At 56.5% G+C, this 15,468-nt stretch carries 11 protein-coding genes; 1 reads left to right on the top strand and 10 read right to left on the bottom strand.

The features are described 5' to 3' along the window. Window positions 1-12: 12 nt before the first annotated feature. The 10 genes from PCAR_RS15410 to buk form a co-directional block, all read right to left on the bottom strand. The gene (locus PCAR_RS15410; protein ID WP_011342625.1) at window positions 13-432 is read right to left on the bottom strand and encodes an OsmC family protein; all 420 of its coding nucleotides are present in this window, start codon (window positions 430-432) and stop codon (window positions 13-15) included. 286 nt (window positions 433-718) lie between these two features. Continuing rightward, the gene (locus tag PCAR_RS18120; protein ID WP_011342626.1) at window positions 719-1,345 is read right to left on the bottom strand and encodes a metal-dependent hydrolase; all 627 of its coding nucleotides are present in this window, start codon (window positions 1,343-1,345) and stop codon (window positions 719-721) included. Window positions 1,346-1,614: 269 nt separating this feature from the next. Continuing rightward, window positions 1,615-2,493, bottom strand: a complete 879-nt coding sequence (locus PCAR_RS18125) for a SprT-like domain-containing protein (protein WP_011342627.1) — start codon at window positions 2,491-2,493, stop codon at window positions 1,615-1,617. Between the two features lie 203 nt (window positions 2,494-2,696). Continuing rightward, on the bottom strand, window positions 2,697-3,563 hold the full coding sequence (locus tag PCAR_RS18130; protein WP_011342628.1) for a transporter: 867 nt from the start codon (window positions 3,561-3,563) through the stop codon (window positions 2,697-2,699). A gap of 83 nt (window positions 3,564-3,646) precedes the next feature. Next, on the bottom strand, window positions 3,647-4,813 hold the full coding sequence (locus PCAR_RS15430) for an iron-containing alcohol dehydrogenase (RefSeq protein ID WP_011342629.1): 1,167 nt from the start codon (window positions 4,811-4,813) through the stop codon (window positions 3,647-3,649). A 78-nt stretch (window positions 4,814-4,891) separates the two neighbouring features. Next, window positions 4,892-6,061: an iron-containing alcohol dehydrogenase gene (locus PCAR_RS15435; protein ID WP_011342630.1), complete on the bottom strand. Its 1,170-nt coding sequence runs from the start codon at window positions 6,059-6,061 to the stop codon at window positions 4,892-4,894. Window positions 6,062-6,721: 660 nt separating this feature from the next. Then, the gene (locus PCAR_RS15440; RefSeq protein WP_011342632.1) at window positions 6,722-8,149 is read right to left on the bottom strand and encodes a sigma-54-dependent transcriptional regulator; all 1,428 of its coding nucleotides are present in this window, start codon (window positions 8,147-8,149) and stop codon (window positions 6,722-6,724) included. Between the two features lie 141 nt (window positions 8,150-8,290). Then, window positions 8,291-9,292 (bottom strand): phosphate acetyltransferase, encoded by a 1,002-nt coding sequence (pta, locus tag PCAR_RS15445; RefSeq protein WP_011342633.1) that lies wholly within the window; start codon window positions 9,290-9,292, stop codon window positions 8,291-8,293. A gap of 498 nt (window positions 9,293-9,790) precedes the next feature. Continuing rightward, complete coding sequence (locus PCAR_RS15450) at window positions 9,791-11,134, bottom strand: aldehyde dehydrogenase family protein (protein ID WP_011342634.1); 1,344 nt, start codon at window positions 11,132-11,134, stop codon at window positions 9,791-9,793. 350 nt (window positions 11,135-11,484) lie between these two features. After that, window positions 11,485-12,570 carry a butyrate kinase gene (gene buk, locus PCAR_RS15460; RefSeq protein ID WP_011342636.1) on the bottom strand — a complete coding sequence of 362 codons (1,086 nt, stop codon included), beginning with the start codon at window positions 12,568-12,570 and terminating at the stop codon, window positions 11,485-11,487. A gap of 1,060 nt (window positions 12,571-13,630) precedes the next feature. Here buk and PCAR_RS15465 point away from each other — a divergent pair. Continuing rightward, window positions 13,631-15,361 (top strand): aldehyde ferredoxin oxidoreductase C-terminal domain-containing protein, encoded by a 1,731-nt coding sequence (locus PCAR_RS15465; protein WP_011342638.1) that lies wholly within the window; start codon window positions 13,631-13,633, stop codon window positions 15,359-15,361. Window positions 15,362-15,468 lie beyond the last annotated feature (107 nt).

The raw sequence follows: 15,468 nt of genomic DNA on the forward strand, positions 1-15,468 counted from the left end.
CTACAAAAAAATTTACTTGGCAAATTTAGCGACCAGCTTAATTTCGGTCCCGGCCAAAGCCTTGGAAACCGGACAGTTTTTTTTCGCTTCCTCGGCCTTTTCCATAAAAACCTGTTCCGTAAGGTTCGGTACCACGCCTTCGGTTTCGAGGGTAATCGAGGTAATGGCAGGACCCTCGTCCAGGACAACGGCAGCGGACGTGGTGATCCGCGTCGGCTCAAAACCGTCGTTGGAGAGAAGCGCCGATAGGAACATCGAGTAACAGCCTGCAATGGCTGCTCCTATGAGCTCTTCGGGATTCGTTCCCGGAGCGCTCTCAAACCGCGAAGCAAACGAATACGCCCCCTCATAGGCCCCGCTGGCAAGAGACATGGTTCCGCTGCCCTTGTTCAAGGTGCCTTTCCATTCAGCGCGAGAAATACGTTTTTGCATACCATCCTCCTTGTTATTCCGGCTCTGGAAACCGGGGGTTCGATGAGTGGAATTTCTCTCGGGATTGCTGCCCTGCTGGTTGTCAGCGGACACCTTGCATCTCTGCCGAGTGTCACGGCAACCCGATTATTAATGCTAACATACCACCTCAGGTATTGCACATGAGGCTGGATATCTGAAGGCGAAAATTCATAAGCCCAGGCCGCTATGACTCATCGTTTAAATCTTTGATCTGAATATAATCGGGCGCACCTCCAGCGATCCGACACCGCTGTTTTTTTGCGGATCAGGACCGATAAAAATGCATCCACAGCAGCGCAGCAAGTCCGGCATAACAGGCGGTGGTGGCAACAAAGGAGGAAGACCAGAATTTAAAAGCGGTGCCGAAGGTCGATTTGAGGCGCGGTATCAGACCGCTTTGAAAATCGATGGCCCACAGTTCGTCAAGCAGCAGATGGCTCAACCCGGCCATCAGGGCCACCAGACCGGCAGCCAGAGTCAGGTTGCGACCCAAAGAATACGTGATCTGCATGGTGAGCAGAGCCCACAAAGCGACAAAGGGCACACTGTGCATGATGCCGCGATGCACGGTAAGACGGGTAAAGATAACGAACATCAGGGCTATCAGGCCCATGGCCAAGCCGCTACGCGCGGCGATTTCGGGCATCGGCAATCCTCGCCGCACAGAATCGGCCACCACCGCGCCGACCACCAACACACCGACGATGCTTTTCAGAATCGCCAAAGGTTTGCTGGTATCGCTGTCGAGGTCGGGAGCCAGCCCGGCGGCCATACCGCAGGCCAGCAGCAAGGGTTGTTGGGCATGAGGGATCCCTCCGACGATGGAGGTAGTGCCGGCCAGCAGTGCGGCGGTAGCGACACCGGCGGCGAAGTGGGTTTTATGTCCAGCCATAGAGATATCCTTATCCATGAATGCTGTATGCAACTAAATCCGCACCTTACAAAAAAACCCATTCTCACGCTCATTGGCCCTGCTCACTAAAGCCGCAAAACCGCAAAAGGAGAACCATACCGATTCTCTTGGCGATCTAGCGCCTTAAGCAACTGAAAGGAGCAAGCGTGAGATGCATTTCAATGTTTTGGGGTATGAACCAATCCCGCGGGGGATTATTTCCATCGGTATGGTTGCAAAGGAGGGACCAAAAGTGGAAGTCAATCCGGTTACTTGGCCATGTTCTGTTGTTCCCAGCGTTCCTGGGTGAAAGTCTGGTAGACGATTTCCCCTTTGCACTTACTGCACACCACGTTGCGGCGCCGGCGTTCGGCGGTAGCGCTCCAGCAACCGTTGCGGCAGCTGACGATGTAGCGCGGCGGTGCGAAGCGCAATTCGTGGCAGCGCTCGCCGCTGCTGCCGATCTCGACGGCCTTGGCACGCCACACGGCATCGTGATTATGGCGGGGACCGACCAGGGCGTGGGCGATTTCGTGCAGCAAAGTATCGAGGATTTCATCTTCGGATGCATTCCGGGCCAGATGACGGGACAGGGTAATGGTCTTGCGGCTGTACCGGCAACTGCCGGCACGACGTGTGGCATCGTCAAAGGCGAAGCGCCAGTTCTTCAAACCGTAGCGTTTGAGCAGCATAGCAGCCTGTTCTTCAATCCCCGCCAGCAGCAAGGCATCGTCCGGCGACCTGTCGCCATCCGCAACCTCGCCCGGTTCGTAAACCAGAATTTCATAGGGAACCCGATATTCGTCATTGTTATCGCAAACCACCAGCGCGCGTTTGGGATTGAGACGTGCGATGCGGCCTGTAACGGTCTGCTCCCGATAACAAAAACTGACCCGGTCATTGACATTGAATTGCAGATTGCTAGCGCCGGCTCGCGGCAATTCGACGGTCGGCGGCGGTACAGCGGAAGGCGTTGTGGACGGGGACAGAAGTTTGTCCGGACGGACCTGGTAACTGCGGCGATCATCGCCGAGAATATACAGCTGGCGACGATCAACCCGCGCAACAATGCCGGTCTGTTCCTGACCGGCATGAACAAACCGCACTTTTTCTCCGATCGTGACATTCGGTTTGCCCGATTTTTCCATAAAAAGACTCCGCACAAAAAATGGCTCCCCGCGGAGTCTGCCAAAAGACCGGGCTTTTGGCAAGATGGCAAAAAAAATCCCCTCTGCCCAGGAGGGGAAATCTCGCAGAATTAAAATTGTATGGCAAGAGGTAAGATTAAAACAAACCGGATGCCGGGTTCCCGGAGGCGGGCAGTTTTCCACCTCTTCCGGCACACCGAACCCTAGAAGAAGAAAGCGAACCGGGCCTGGATCGACTTGGTTTCGACCCCGCTTTTGACCGAAAAGTCATCTCGGTACTGCAGCAGCAACTGATAATTGTCGCCGATATTGAAACCCGAGGTGAACATCAGGGCATGATTGTCCTGATCGTCCCTCTGATCGACACCGTCGATTTCCGTTTCGCCGCCGTTGCTGTAAAAATAACTCAGACCGAGCCACCATCGCTTGGTGACATCGTAGCTTACGTGCACTTCGGTACCGTAAAGGGGATCCTGCTCTTTGGTTACCGTCTCCGAACCGTTCCAATAGTCGTCGTTATCGCCGAAGACGGTGACATGCCCGACCAGGTCGATATACAGCGGACCGAACCCCTTGACCAGCCCCAGCTCGTTTTTAAGCGCCCAGCGGTTGGTGCCCAGATTGAGCGGGCGTTTTTTGCTGTATTCCCCGATGGGAACGGTGAAGTAAGGGGTCCAACCGAACCACAACTGTTTGTCCGGGTTGTTGACGAACCAAGTGGTCATGAGCAGTACCGGATCGGCGATCCCCGAACTGGAAGTATCGTTGATCAAATCGCCGTCGAGTTCGGCTTCGCCGGCAATGATCAGCGCCTGCGGATCGACGACGAAAGGGCCAAGATTGGTGTAGTACACGGGACGGAATATGACGATGTTCTGGCTGAGGTTGAAATCGCTGGAAACGACGTTGTCATCGGCCTTGAGACGATGACCGGTGGTGTGCTGCAGATAGGTGCAGAACAGAAACGAGCCAGCCGGCAACGGGATGTAATCCCTGGGATCCGTCGCCCCGGCCCTGCCGGGTAAGAGAAAAGCGCTCAAAAGAACGCTGACGAGCAAAAGTTTTTTCATCTTCCTGCCTCCCCATCAAAATATGCCTCAAATGACAAACAAAATACCTCGGGGCGCCTTCCGGCACCCCGTTCGACAGCGACCTACATGGCAGTTTTATACAGGCTGATAATATCGTTGATAGTGGTGATGCGCGGGTTGGTTAACGTGCAGATGTCTTTGGAAGCATTTTCAGCCAGAACCGGGATGTCATCTTCCTTGACGCCCAACTCAGCGAGGCCGTCGGGGATGCCGACATCAGCGGACAACCTGCGGATCGCCGCAATGGCTTTTTCGGCCGCGTCCATGACGGACAGACCTTCGACATCCTCTCCCATGGCGATGGCGATATCTCTGAATCGCTCGGGACAGGCGATGAGATTGAACTGTTCAACGACCGGCAACAACACGGCATTGCAGACGCCATGGGGCAGGTTGTAAAAACCGCCCAGTTGATGCGCCATGGCATGTACATGTCCGACACTGGCATTGTTGAAAGCCATCCCGGCCAGATACTCGGCAAACGCCATGCGCTCACGCGCCTCGAGATCCTGGCCATTGGCCACGGCTTTGCGCAACCATTTGGCGATCAGTTCGATGGCCTGCAAACCACAGGCATCCGTCGCCGGGGTGGCAATCACCGAAACATAGGCTTCCACGGCGTGCGTCAGAGCATCCATACCGGTGGCAGCTGTCAGTGCCGGAGGCAAACCGAGCATCAGTACCGGATCGTTGATCGCCACCGACGGTGTGACCTGCGAGCCGGCAATGGGCATTTTGACGTGGGTATCGGTATTGGTGATAACGCAAAAGAAGGTCATTTCGCTGGCCGTGCCGGCGGTGGTGTTGATGGCAATTTTGGGCGGGGTCGCCTTGGTGATCTTGCCAAGCCCCTCATAATCGCGGATCGATCCACCGTTGGCAGCGACCACCCCGATAGCCTTGGCGCAGTCGTGCGAACTGCCGCCGCCGAGAGAAACGATCAGGTCGCAACCGTTTTCCCGATAGACCTTCAGACCGGCCTCGACATTCTTGTCGGTTGGATTGGGTTCCGCCCCATCAAACAGAACCACCTGCAAGCCGGCTTGTTCGATGTTGGCCTGAATATCGCCCGCCATCCCCAGCTTGACGAGCCCTTTGTCCGTGACCAACAAGGCCTTTTGGCCTCCGAGTTTCTTAGCCTGCTCACCAGCCTGTTTGGCTGCCCCAACCCCCAACAGGCTGACGGTAGGAATATTGAATGCAAACGTCTGTTCTGCCAGTGCTCTCATAATTTCCTCCTCGAAAAAATGATGTCAGGAAACCTGTCGGCCATGACGATGACATGGCCGACAGGCTTTAGCGCGGCTTTACAGAGCTTTTTTATACAGCTCGATGATGTCCTCGACCTTCACGTTACGAGGGTTGAACAGGGTACACATATCATTCAGAGCGTTTTCGGCCATGATGGGGATATCCTTTTCCGTCACGCCGATTTCGGCGAGACCCGAGGGAATACCCACGTCCTTGGACAGGCGGCGGATGGCGGCCACGGCTTTTTCGGCGGCCTCCATAACACTCAAGCCGCTGATGTCCTCGCCCAGGCCTTCGGCCACCTTGGCGTATTTCTCGGCGTTGGCCATAAGGTTGAATTCACATACCACTGGCAGGCAAATGGCGTTGCACACACCGTGCGGCTTGCCCAGCAGGCTGCCCGGCTGATGAGCCATGGAGTGGACGATGCCGAGGCCGGCGCTGTTAAAGGCCATGCCGGCCAGGTATTCGGCATAGGCCATGGCGTCGCGAGCTTCCATATCGGCACCGTTGGCCACGGCCTTGCGCAGCCATTTTCCGATCAGGGAAATGGCCTGCAAAGCCACCGCATCGGTGATGGGATTGGAAAGCAGGGTGGTGACATAAGCCTCGATGGCATGCGTCAAAGCATCCATACCGGTGGCGGCGGTCAGCGCCGGAGGCAGGCCGACCATCAGAGCCGGATCGTTGATCGCCACGTCGGCGGTCAGACGGGCATCGCAGAACACCATCTTGACGTGGGTGTCGGTGTTGGTAACGACAGCGAAGCGGGTCATTTCGCTGGCGGTTCCGGCGGTGGTGTTGATGGAAATGTAAGGCGGCAGGTTGGCCTGCAGGGTATCGATGCCGGCCCAGTCGCGAATGTCGCCGCCGCTGGTTGCCATGATGGCCATACCCTTGCCGCAGTCGTGAGAACTACCGCCGCCGAAAGTGACCAGCAGATCGCAGCTGTTATCCTGCCAGACCTTCAGGCAGTCCCGTACGTTAACGTCGGTAGGATTGGGCTCGACGCCATCAAAAACCGCAACCTGCAGGCCGGCTTGCTCGAGATACCCCTTGAGCGTATCGACCATGCCGAGCTTGACCAGACCGATGTCGGTCACGATCAGGGCCTTGGTACCGCCGAGCACCTTGGCCTGGTTGCCGATCTCCTTGACGGCACCGTTACCGAGCAGCGAGGTCGTGGGCATGAAAAATCCATAAACCTGTTCTGCCATTGCTCCCATAATGCAATTCTCCTTCTCTTGTGTGAGGGTTATACCTGACTCCGACTCCCATCGAATTCAGGCATTAAAAAGCATGCGGGTGATTCCAACATGCACATAACAGCGGACCTCAATGGGATCCTCCTCCTGTTAAACAGCGTGAAACCACCCCGGATAAAAGCAGAGAACATACCAAAACCCGTAAACAGTTATTTAACAGTTATTTCAATATGTTACAAAGGATCATGGAATGTCTGAAGAGCCCAGGGGTTGCAACATCTCCTGCGCACATAAAACGGTGTTTGTAAAAATCAAACAGTGAATGAAGCAGATGGCCAAGAAGAAAGCTGGATGAACAAGGGGATGGGGACAGGGGTGCAAGAATTATTGATGGATATGCAAGATAGATTGAAATATCGACCCCTTCGGGAAACAGGCTGTCCAATATCCGGAAGCATTCCCATTAAACCGGTGGAAACCACCATAAAAACGCTACAACAAGGGTAGATAAAAAGGAGACGTGCAGATAAAGGGGAAGGGGGCGCATGGGGTGGACAAACAACCATGCTCCCGTTTGCAAGAGATTGAACGACCTATAGGATTTTCTTTGTGCTGTTCGTAAACTTCGTGGTGAAAGCCTTGTTGTGTCCTCCCCCGCAAAGCCAAAACCCTGGCCTGGGCTCAGCTGTCGCCGGCCGGAGCCTGCCGCTTGAGGCGCTGATTGAGAGCCTGACGGGAGATGCCCAGCAGGGTGGAAGCAACGCCCTGGTTGCCCTTGGCCAGATCCATAGCGGCCGTAACCAGTACATTGTTCATTTCCTTGAGGGTGGGGAATCGGCCGAAGAGGTTGCGCAGCCCTTCGGCATCGGGCCGGTCCTGGTCCGAGGGAGGAGCCTGTTCCGCCTGCTCGCGGCAGATGATGCTTTTGAAGCTGTCCATGGAGAGCACACCGGACTGATGCCGGGCCACGGCATCGTAGACCATGGCCTGCAGTTCCCGCACGTTGCCGGGAAAGGCATAGCTGCCGAGAAGGCGCGACAGTTCCGGATTGGGCGCCGGGGCCTTTTTTTTGAATTCCCTGGCCGCCCTGGTGATGAAATAGTCGAGCAGAAAGGGAATGTCCTCTGTCCGTTCGCGCAACGGCGGAATATGCACATGGTGAGCGCAGAGACGGTAATACAGATCGCTGCGAAACAGCTCCTTGCCCATCATCTGCTGCAGGTTCTTGTTGGTGGCAACCACCACTCGGGTATCGCTCTTGCGCGGCACGTCGGAACCGATGGGGTAGTATTCCCCCTCCTGCAGCAGGCGCAGCAGCTTGACCTGGGAAGCTTCCCTGAGATCGCCGATTTCGTCCAGGAACAATGTCCCGCCGGCGGCCTGGGAAATCAACCCGGCCCGCGCACGCTCGGCACCGGTAAAAGCACCGCGTTCGTGGCCGAACAGGGTATCGGAGAACAGATTGTCGTCCAGTCCTGCGACGTTAACGCACACCAGTTTGCCGGACAGGCCGCTGAGTTGGTGAATGGCGGTGGCAAACAGTTCCTTGCCGGTACCGGTTTCGCCGGTAATGAGAATCGGCTGGCGGGAGCAGGAGATGACCTCCATGTAACGAAAGATACTGGTCATCTTCTTGCTGCCGGTAATAATCGGAGAAAACACTTCGGGGTGTTCGAGCTGGTCGGAAAGCAACTGCTCCTTAAGCAGGTGCACCTCGTTACGCAGACTGCATAATTCCAGGGTGCGCTGAACACTGGTAACGAAGCGGGTTTTATCGACCGGTTTGACCAGGTAATCGTGAGCGCCCGCTTTCATGCATTGCACCGCCAGCTCCAGCTCATCGCTGGCGGTCATGATAAGAACCGGGATATGGGGATACTTGCGACAGATGTCGAAGAGCAGTTCCTGACCCGAGATGTGCGGCATGAACAGGTCGAGAATAATGACGCCGAAGTTGCGGCTGCCCAATAGCGACATGACCAGGCGACTGTCGTCGCAGGTTTCGACATCGCGGATACCGGCACTGCGCAAAATGGTGCGGGAACTGAAAAGAATGTTGGGCTCATCGTCGACCAGCAGAACCGGCAGGTTGTCACAAACAGGCGCCATGGTTTCCAACCTCCTTCAGGATGGGTCCGGCGGACAGGAAAACCTGTCCGCCGGCTACGTTTCTCCGGGACGGTTCCCAGGGAACAGAAGCATTTTACCCGCCTTTGGCTGTTTTGGCCAGATGCGTGTCCCGGCGGGCTTTTATCCGCAAGCCTGCACGGCAGTCATGGCCACGGTGCTGACAATGTCCTCCACGGTACAGCCGCGGGACATGTCGTTGACCGGCCTGGCCAGTCCCTGCACCATCAGTCCGGCCGCCCGCGCCCCGGCGATGCGTTCGGTCAGCTTGTAACCGATGTTGCCGGCATTGAGGTCCGGAAAAACCAGGGTATTGGCGTGACCGGCCACGAGGGAATCCGGGGCCTTCTTGCCGGCGACACTCGGAGCGATGGCGGCATCGAGTTGCATTTCACCGTCAATGAGTTCATCCGGCGCCAGGCTGCGGGCGATTTCCACGGCCTGGCGCACCTTGTCCACCTCCTCGTGATCGGCACTACCCTGGGTGGAAAACGACAGCATTGCCACCCGCGCCTCCACACCGAGCAGGCTCCGACAACTGCGAGCGGTGGTCACGGCGATTTCCGCCAGCGCCCGTGCATCGGGCCTGGGGTTGACCACACAGTCGGCAAACAGCAGGGTACCGTTTACACCGAGATCGGGATTCGTTGTCACCATCAGCATCACCGACGATACGGTTCGGATACCTTCGGCGGTACCGACCACCTGCAATGCCGCACGCAACACATCGCCGGTACTGTTGAAGGCCCCTGCCACCGCACCGTCGGCATCGCCTTTGCGCACCATCATGGCCGCGAAAAACAGATTATCCAGGGCCAGCAATTGCTTGCAGGCGGCATCCTCCGTCAGTCCCTTGTGCCGGCGCAGTTCCACCAGTTGCTCGACATAGTCCCGCAAACAGGAACTGGCGGCAGGCGCCACCAGTTCCACCCCGTTCAGGTCGGCACCGACACTCGCGGCCCTGGACGCCACGGATTCGGGATCTCCCAGCAGCACAATGCGAGCCAGTCCTTCCCGGGTGGCCTGGTCGGCCGCCAGCAACATGCGGTCATCATAACTTTCCGGCAACACGATGGTTTGCATGCAACCACGGGCCTTTTGCTTGATCTGAGATATAACGTCCATTTTATGTCCTCGCTAAAATCCGGTTCGATAACCATTACCTGCCGGTAAATTCCGGAACCCGTCTGAATTTCTCCTGTTCAAAAAACGATGTATCCTGACGGTGCCGCTCCGCTATCCAATACATAGCAGCACCCGTGCCACTACCACACGACCATGAAAACATCAGTAATAACAGGCATCTGCCCACCAGCCCCTGGATGGTTCCAGTCGTCCTGGGGGTGCAACAAACCTGGCACCGTCAACAAATATTGCATCCCGTCAACAACGATTGCGACTACGCCCTATAACCCATTTTGCCAACGGCAGCTATCAACTCTTCGCGAAAATTGGGATGCGTGATGGAGGTCAGGGCTCTGCCCGTTGTGGGTCTGCTGCGATATTGCTCGGCAAGGAACATGAGAGTCTCTCCTTCTGTAATCTGAAACAGATGTGTAAAAGCCCCCGGCTCATGCCTTGAGAACCGGGGGCTTGCAATCATCGATCACCTGGATACCGGTTCTAGTTTTCCGCAGGCTCCGGTTCCAACCGCCTGGCGGCCCGCTTGATATTGAGCAGGTTTTTGAAGGTGATATTTTCGGCGGTGATGTTGCCGCCGCGGGCACCGCAACCGAGGGTAAAAGACGGGGTCATGGCGCTGTAAAGGCCAACCACTCCGTGCATGGAAGGTTGGTTGAAAATCACCCGGCCGGCTGGCACCTTGACGGCATATTCGTTAAGAACCTCTTCGTTGCCGGAAAAGACCACCGCCGTATGTCCGGCGCCGCCGAATTCAAGTTGCCTGACCGCGGCATCGATGGCTTCATCCTTGCCGTCGGCGGTATACCAGCCGAGCACCGGGGAAAGCTTTTCATGGCTCATCCAGTCCTCCGAACCGATAGCGGACAACGGTACCAGCAGCAGGTTCACCGCGTCGGGCACACTGAACCCGGCCAATTGGGCGATGGTCTGCGGCGACTGTCCGACCACCTGGGCGGCGACAACCCCACGCTGCTTGTCGAACATGATCTCTTCCAGTTGGGCTTTTTCCTCCATGGAACAGAGATACGCCCCCTTTTCTTTGAACAGTGCCAAAGCGCGGGAAGCGACCTCGGAATCGTCGAAAATCACCGATTGTTCGGTAAGACACAAGGTGCCGTAGTCGAAGGTTTTCGAAGCGATGACATCGCCGACCGCCATGTTCAGATTGGCGGTCTTTTCGATATACACGGGTACGTTGCCGGGACCGACACCGAGGGCCGGATGTCCGGAGCTATAGGCTGCCTTGACCATCGCCCCCCCGCCGGTGGCAATAACCATATGGATGTCCGGATGGGTCATCAGGGCATTGGTCGCTTCGATGGACGGCTCCTCGATCCATTGGATGCAGTCGGCCGGTGCACCGGCCGCCACCGCCGCCTCAAGCAATACCCGGGCTGCTTCGGTACTGCACTGCTGGGCCCGGGGGTGGAACGCCAGGATGATGACGTTGCGGCCCTTGATGGCGGAGAGGCATTTGAACATGGTAGTTGCCGTCGGATTGGTGGTGGGAGTGACCCCGGCGATGATGCCGAATGGCTCGGCAATCTGCAGGATGCCGTCTTCATCCTCCAGAATGCCGACGGATTTTTTGCCTTTCATGTTGTCGTAGACGACCTGACTGCCGAAGTGATTCTTGACAATCTTGTCCTCCAGCTTGCCGAGACCGGTTTCCTCTACGGCCATTTCCGCCAATCTGGTGGAGGCATCCACCCCCGCCTGGCACATGGCTTCTGTAACCTTGTCCACCTGCTCCTGATTGAAAGTGCTGAAGGTCTTCAGGGCTATCTGGGCAGCCCGGACCATCTGGTCGATTGTTTTTGGCATGTTGATTCTCCTCCTGTGTGTTTGATCTGCATGAAAAGTCTCCGCCTTAATGGTGGAAACCGATGCGGCGGGTTATCTCTTGGATTGCCTCCCGCCTTCAATACAGCGATCTTCAAAATCCCAGTCGAATACCCGGGGTGAATGTTGCAGAAAAACTTTCCTCCAGCATCGATATTGTTCTTCCCCGATCTTGTATTCCCGACATATTTCCCGTACCGGACGTCCGGCCAGGCCCTCCAGGACAATGATGGCCTTGGTCTGTGAATCGAAAAAAAAGCGGATACTCACCTCGTGGGCCTTTCTTGACAGGTACTACGCGTTTCGGTCGGTAAGATGCCATCTTATCGTCATCAACGCGGGGCATACTCCCGGGCGGTTTCTTCCCCGCAAAGCACACGCAGTGCGCCCAAGGCAAGGGCGAGCATCTCGTCTTCCCCCGGATAGGTCCACACCGGAGCGATGAAACCGATCCTGGTATTTATCCATTCGACCAGTTCGCTCCAGTGCGCCACCCCGCCGGTAAGGACGATGGCATCCACCTCGCCCTCCAGCACCGTCGCCATGGCGCCGATTTCCTTGGCGATCTGATAGGCCATGGCCCGTGCCACCTGCAGAGCCTTTTCGTCCCCGGCGGCAATGCGCCGGCCGACCTCGATGGCCGAATTGGTCCCCAGATAGGAAACCAGCCCCCCCTGCCCGATCAGCTTTTTTCTGATCTCCTTTTTGCTGCAGCCGCCTTCGAAACAGAGTTCGATCACATCGAGCAGCGGCAAGGTACCGCTGCGCTCCGGGGAAAATGGTCCTGCATCGAGCGCTCCGCTGACGTCCACCATGCGACCTTGCCGATGGGCGGTGACGGAGACGCCCCCGCCGAGATGGGCGATGACCAGATTGAGATCTTCGTAGCGGGCACCATGATCGGCAGCGGCCCGACGCGCCACCGCCTTGATGTTCAGGGCATGGGCGATGCTGTGCCGTTCGATACCCGCAAGACCGGAAAAACGGGCCAGATCGTCCAGTTCATCGACGGTCACCGGGTCGACGGTAAAGGCGGACACGCCGGCGAGACCGGCGATCTCTTCGGCCATCAGCACCCCCAGGTTGGAGGCATGTTCCCGGGGACCAACGGCCCGCATTTCCACCAGCATGGCCTGGTTGACGGCGTAAGTACCGCTTTCGAGAGGCCCGAAAAGCCCGCCCCGGCCGACCACGGCATCGAGGCTTGTGACACCGATGCCGTGTTTTTCAAGCCACTGCAGCAGCGTGTCGCGCCGAAAGGCATACTGCTCAGGTACGTGGGCGAAGTCAGCCAGCTCGTGCGTGTCGTAACGCAGGGTCTCCTGCAACAGCAGGGTGTCGTTCTCGAACAGGGCGACCTTGGTCGATGTGGATCCTGGATTGATGGCGAGAATCCGATAATTGGTTTGTGTTGACATGGTTCCATCCTTTGCAGCTGATTTGAAATGGTCACCCGTCCCGGCAACCTGTTCATCCGGATTTTCCGGAAAGTGGAAACGCTTCAGGAGCAAGCCATATGCCATCCGTATACGCTCTACATAACTAACTGTATTTTCAATTAATTATATCGTTTACGGGATCTTTTTCTCTGCTTCGGGGGGTGCAATGAGGTGAGGACACCAGGGAGGGGACAATTCAAACCGGAAGTTAGTGGGAGTGAGGCTGCAGGGTTGGATAAAGAAGCGTTGCGAAAGCAACAAACCTTGCAGGGGCGGGAGGCAATAAGATGAAACGGTCTGACTCGGTTGCCCCATTTGCAAAGCTGTTGCAAACACCGGTGCGACCAGATCAGGGCTAACTATCTCCGGGGTTTGAGATTTTACCCAACAGCAATGTCTTCGCCCGTTTCGAAAGGGAACGAGGCTCAACGTTTTATGCAACCAGACATCGAATGAGGTAGAGTTACAAGGAAAACACCAGCATTACCAATTAATCTCTGCAATTATTACTTTCCCAAGCCCTTCGCACCAGACATGCCTACCCGGAGGGCGAGGCACTTTTTGCTTACTTTTTGTTGCCGCCTGGACAAAAAGTAAGGCGTCTGGCGGGACGCGACCCGCCGGTGTTGATTTTTAAGCTATACCAAACCCTCTTTACCAACTCCGGATGCAACAGACGTTGCTTTTCCCCACTTCAAAAACCAGAGCTTTCATCCCGCCATACAAACCTCCGAGTTTCAGAGAGTTACGTGCAACAAGGCGTATATGGACCTCACTGGTTCTCATAGAACGGCAGCCGCCACAGAATGGGGCTTTTGACCTGGTGCGCCCAGATTCGGGCACAACAGAAGTGTTGCAGCCCTTTCCTCGGTCAATACCGCACCGCAATATATACAAGGCACTGGAATCATGAGACTTTTCCCCCTCCCCAAAGGCTGGCACAGACCCTGCTCAAATGGCATTCCGCAGCCGGGACAGACGACTGGCCGAAACGGCCATCACTCCCGGGAATCTCACAGCACAAAGGGGGAAGAGGAATATGGACAAAATTATTCGGGTGAATATGACGGACCTGAAAGTCGTCACCGAGACCGTTCCGGCCGAGTGGGTAACTTTGGGTGGTCGCGCTCTGACCAGTACGGTAGTTGCCGCCGAAATCCCGCCAACCTGCCATCCGCTGGGACCCAACAACAAACTGGTGTTTGCGCCCGGTATGCTTTCCGGCACGCCGGCAGCCAACTCGGGCCGCATGTCCCTGGGGAGCAAAAGCCCCCTTACCGGAGGCATCAAGGAATCGAATTCGGGCGGCACCACCGCCCAACAATTTGCCCGGATGGGCATCAAGGCGCTGATCATCGAAGGTCATCCCCAGGAAGACAAATGGTATCACCTGCACATCACCATGGAGGGAGTAACCATCGAAGAAGAGACGGAAACGGTGGGATGGCAGAATTTTGCCGTCATCGAAGCCATGGAAAAGCGTTACGGCGACAAGATTGGGGTGATGTCCATCGGCGTACCGGGCGAAAAACGGATGCGCGCCGCCAACATTTCGGTCAAGGATCCGGATCATAAGATCCGCAGTCATGGTCGCGGAGGCATGGGCGCGGTCATGGGCGCCAAACGCATCAAATGCATCACCGTTGACAGCCAGGGAGCAGGGAAAGTACCTATCGTCGATAGCGATAAATTCAAAAAGGGAGCGCGTGCTTTTGCCAAAGCGATACTCGATCATCCGATAACAGGCCAGGGGCTGCCGACTTACGGCACCAACATTCTGGTCAACGTCCTTAACGAAGCCGGCGGCCTACCGACCAAGAATTTTCGCTACGGGCAATACGACAGACACGACAACATCTCCGGCGAAACCATGCACGACATCATCGTCTCCCGTAACGGTCATCCCAAGCATGGCTGCCACGCGGGCTGCATCATCCAGTGTTCGCAAGTGTACAACGATGCGGAGGGCAACTATCTGACCTCGGGGTTTGAGTACGAAACCATCTGGGGACTGGGCGCCCACTGCCTGATCGACGACATGGACCAGATCGCCGAATGCGACAGCATCATGGATGACATCGGCATCGATTCCATCGAAGGTGTCGTAACTATGGGCGTGGTCATGGAGGCGGGCGTCATTCCCTGGGGTGATGGAAAAGGAGCCATCCGCCTGCTAAGGGAGGAAGTCGGTCGGGGCACCGCCCTGGGGCACATCATCGGTAACGGGGCAGGGTCGGTAGGCGACGCTTACGGCCTGACGCGGGTAGCAGTAGTCAAGAATCAGAGTATCCCGGCTTACGACCCTCGCGCGGTCAAGGGAATCGGCATCACCTACGCAACCTCCCCAATGGGAGCCGACCATACCGCCGGTTACGCCGTGGCCACCAATGTTCTGAAATGCGGCGGCTTCGTCGATCCCCTGAGCAAAGAAGGCCAGGTGGAGTTATCCCGCAACCTGCAGATCGCCACAACGGCAGTGGACAGCACCGGCATGTGCATCTTCGTAGCCTTTCCTGGGCTTGATCTTCCCGAGGTTTTTCCCGCCCTGACCGACATGATCGGAGCTCGTTTCGGAGTCGACATCGATCCTGGAAGTTTTATCGAAATGGGCAAAGAGATTTTGAAACTGGAACATGCCTTCAATCTGGCTGCCGGCTTCAGCAATGCGGCTGACCGCCTACCCGAGTTTTTCGAGTATGATCCCCTGCCGCCCCACAACGTGGTGTGGGATTTCACTCCCGAAGAGATCGACGCCTTCTGGAATTTTTGATCCAGAGAGGAAATCGGACAACAAACTTTGAATGGTAGAAAACGGGGTTGATTTCTGCGAGAGCCCCTGTCGCCGGGTGGGGATACCTCCTAGTCCCCACCCGGCAT

Origin of the sequence: Syntrophotalea carbinolica DSM 2380 (assembly GCF_000012885.1) — a bacterium.
Lineage (GTDB): Bacteria > Desulfobacterota > Desulfuromonadia > Desulfuromonadales > Syntrophotaleaceae > Syntrophotalea > Syntrophotalea carbinolica.

What these genes read in the sequence shown, in the direction of transcription:
- PCAR_RS15410 (WP_011342625.1), bottom strand. Translation starts at nt 432, where the DNA reads ATGCAAAAACGTATTTCTCGCGCTGAATGGAAAGGCACCTTGAACAAG.
- PCAR_RS18120 (WP_011342626.1), bottom strand. Translation starts at nt 1,345, where the DNA reads ATGGCTGGACATAAAACCCACTTCGCCGCCGGTGTCGCTACCGCCGCA.
- PCAR_RS18125 (WP_011342627.1), bottom strand. Translation starts at nt 2,493, where the DNA reads ATGGAAAAATCGGGCAAACCGAATGTCACGATCGGAGAAAAAGTGCGG.
- PCAR_RS18130 (WP_011342628.1), bottom strand. Translation starts at nt 3,563, where the DNA reads ATGAAAAAACTTTTGCTCGTCAGCGTTCTTTTGAGCGCTTTTCTCTTA.
- PCAR_RS15430 (WP_011342629.1), bottom strand. Translation starts at nt 4,813, where the DNA reads ATGAGAGCACTGGCAGAACAGACGTTTGCATTCAATATTCCTACCGTC.
- PCAR_RS15435 (WP_011342630.1), bottom strand. Translation starts at nt 6,061, where the DNA reads ATGGGAGCAATGGCAGAACAGGTTTATGGATTTTTCATGCCCACGACC.
- PCAR_RS15440 (WP_011342632.1), bottom strand. Translation starts at nt 8,149, where the DNA reads ATGGCGCCTGTTTGTGACAACCTGCCGGTTCTGCTGGTCGACGATGAG.
- pta (WP_011342633.1), bottom strand. Translation starts at nt 9,292, where the DNA reads ATGGACGTTATATCTCAGATCAAGCAAAAGGCCCGTGGTTGCATGCAA.
- PCAR_RS15450 (WP_011342634.1), bottom strand. Translation starts at nt 11,134, where the DNA reads ATGCCAAAAACAATCGACCAGATGGTCCGGGCTGCCCAGATAGCCCTG.
- buk (WP_011342636.1), bottom strand. Translation starts at nt 12,570, where the DNA reads ATGTCAACACAAACCAATTATCGGATTCTCGCCATCAATCCAGGATCC.
- PCAR_RS15465 (WP_011342638.1), top strand. Translation starts at nt 13,631, where the DNA reads ATGGACAAAATTATTCGGGTGAATATGACGGACCTGAAAGTCGTCACC.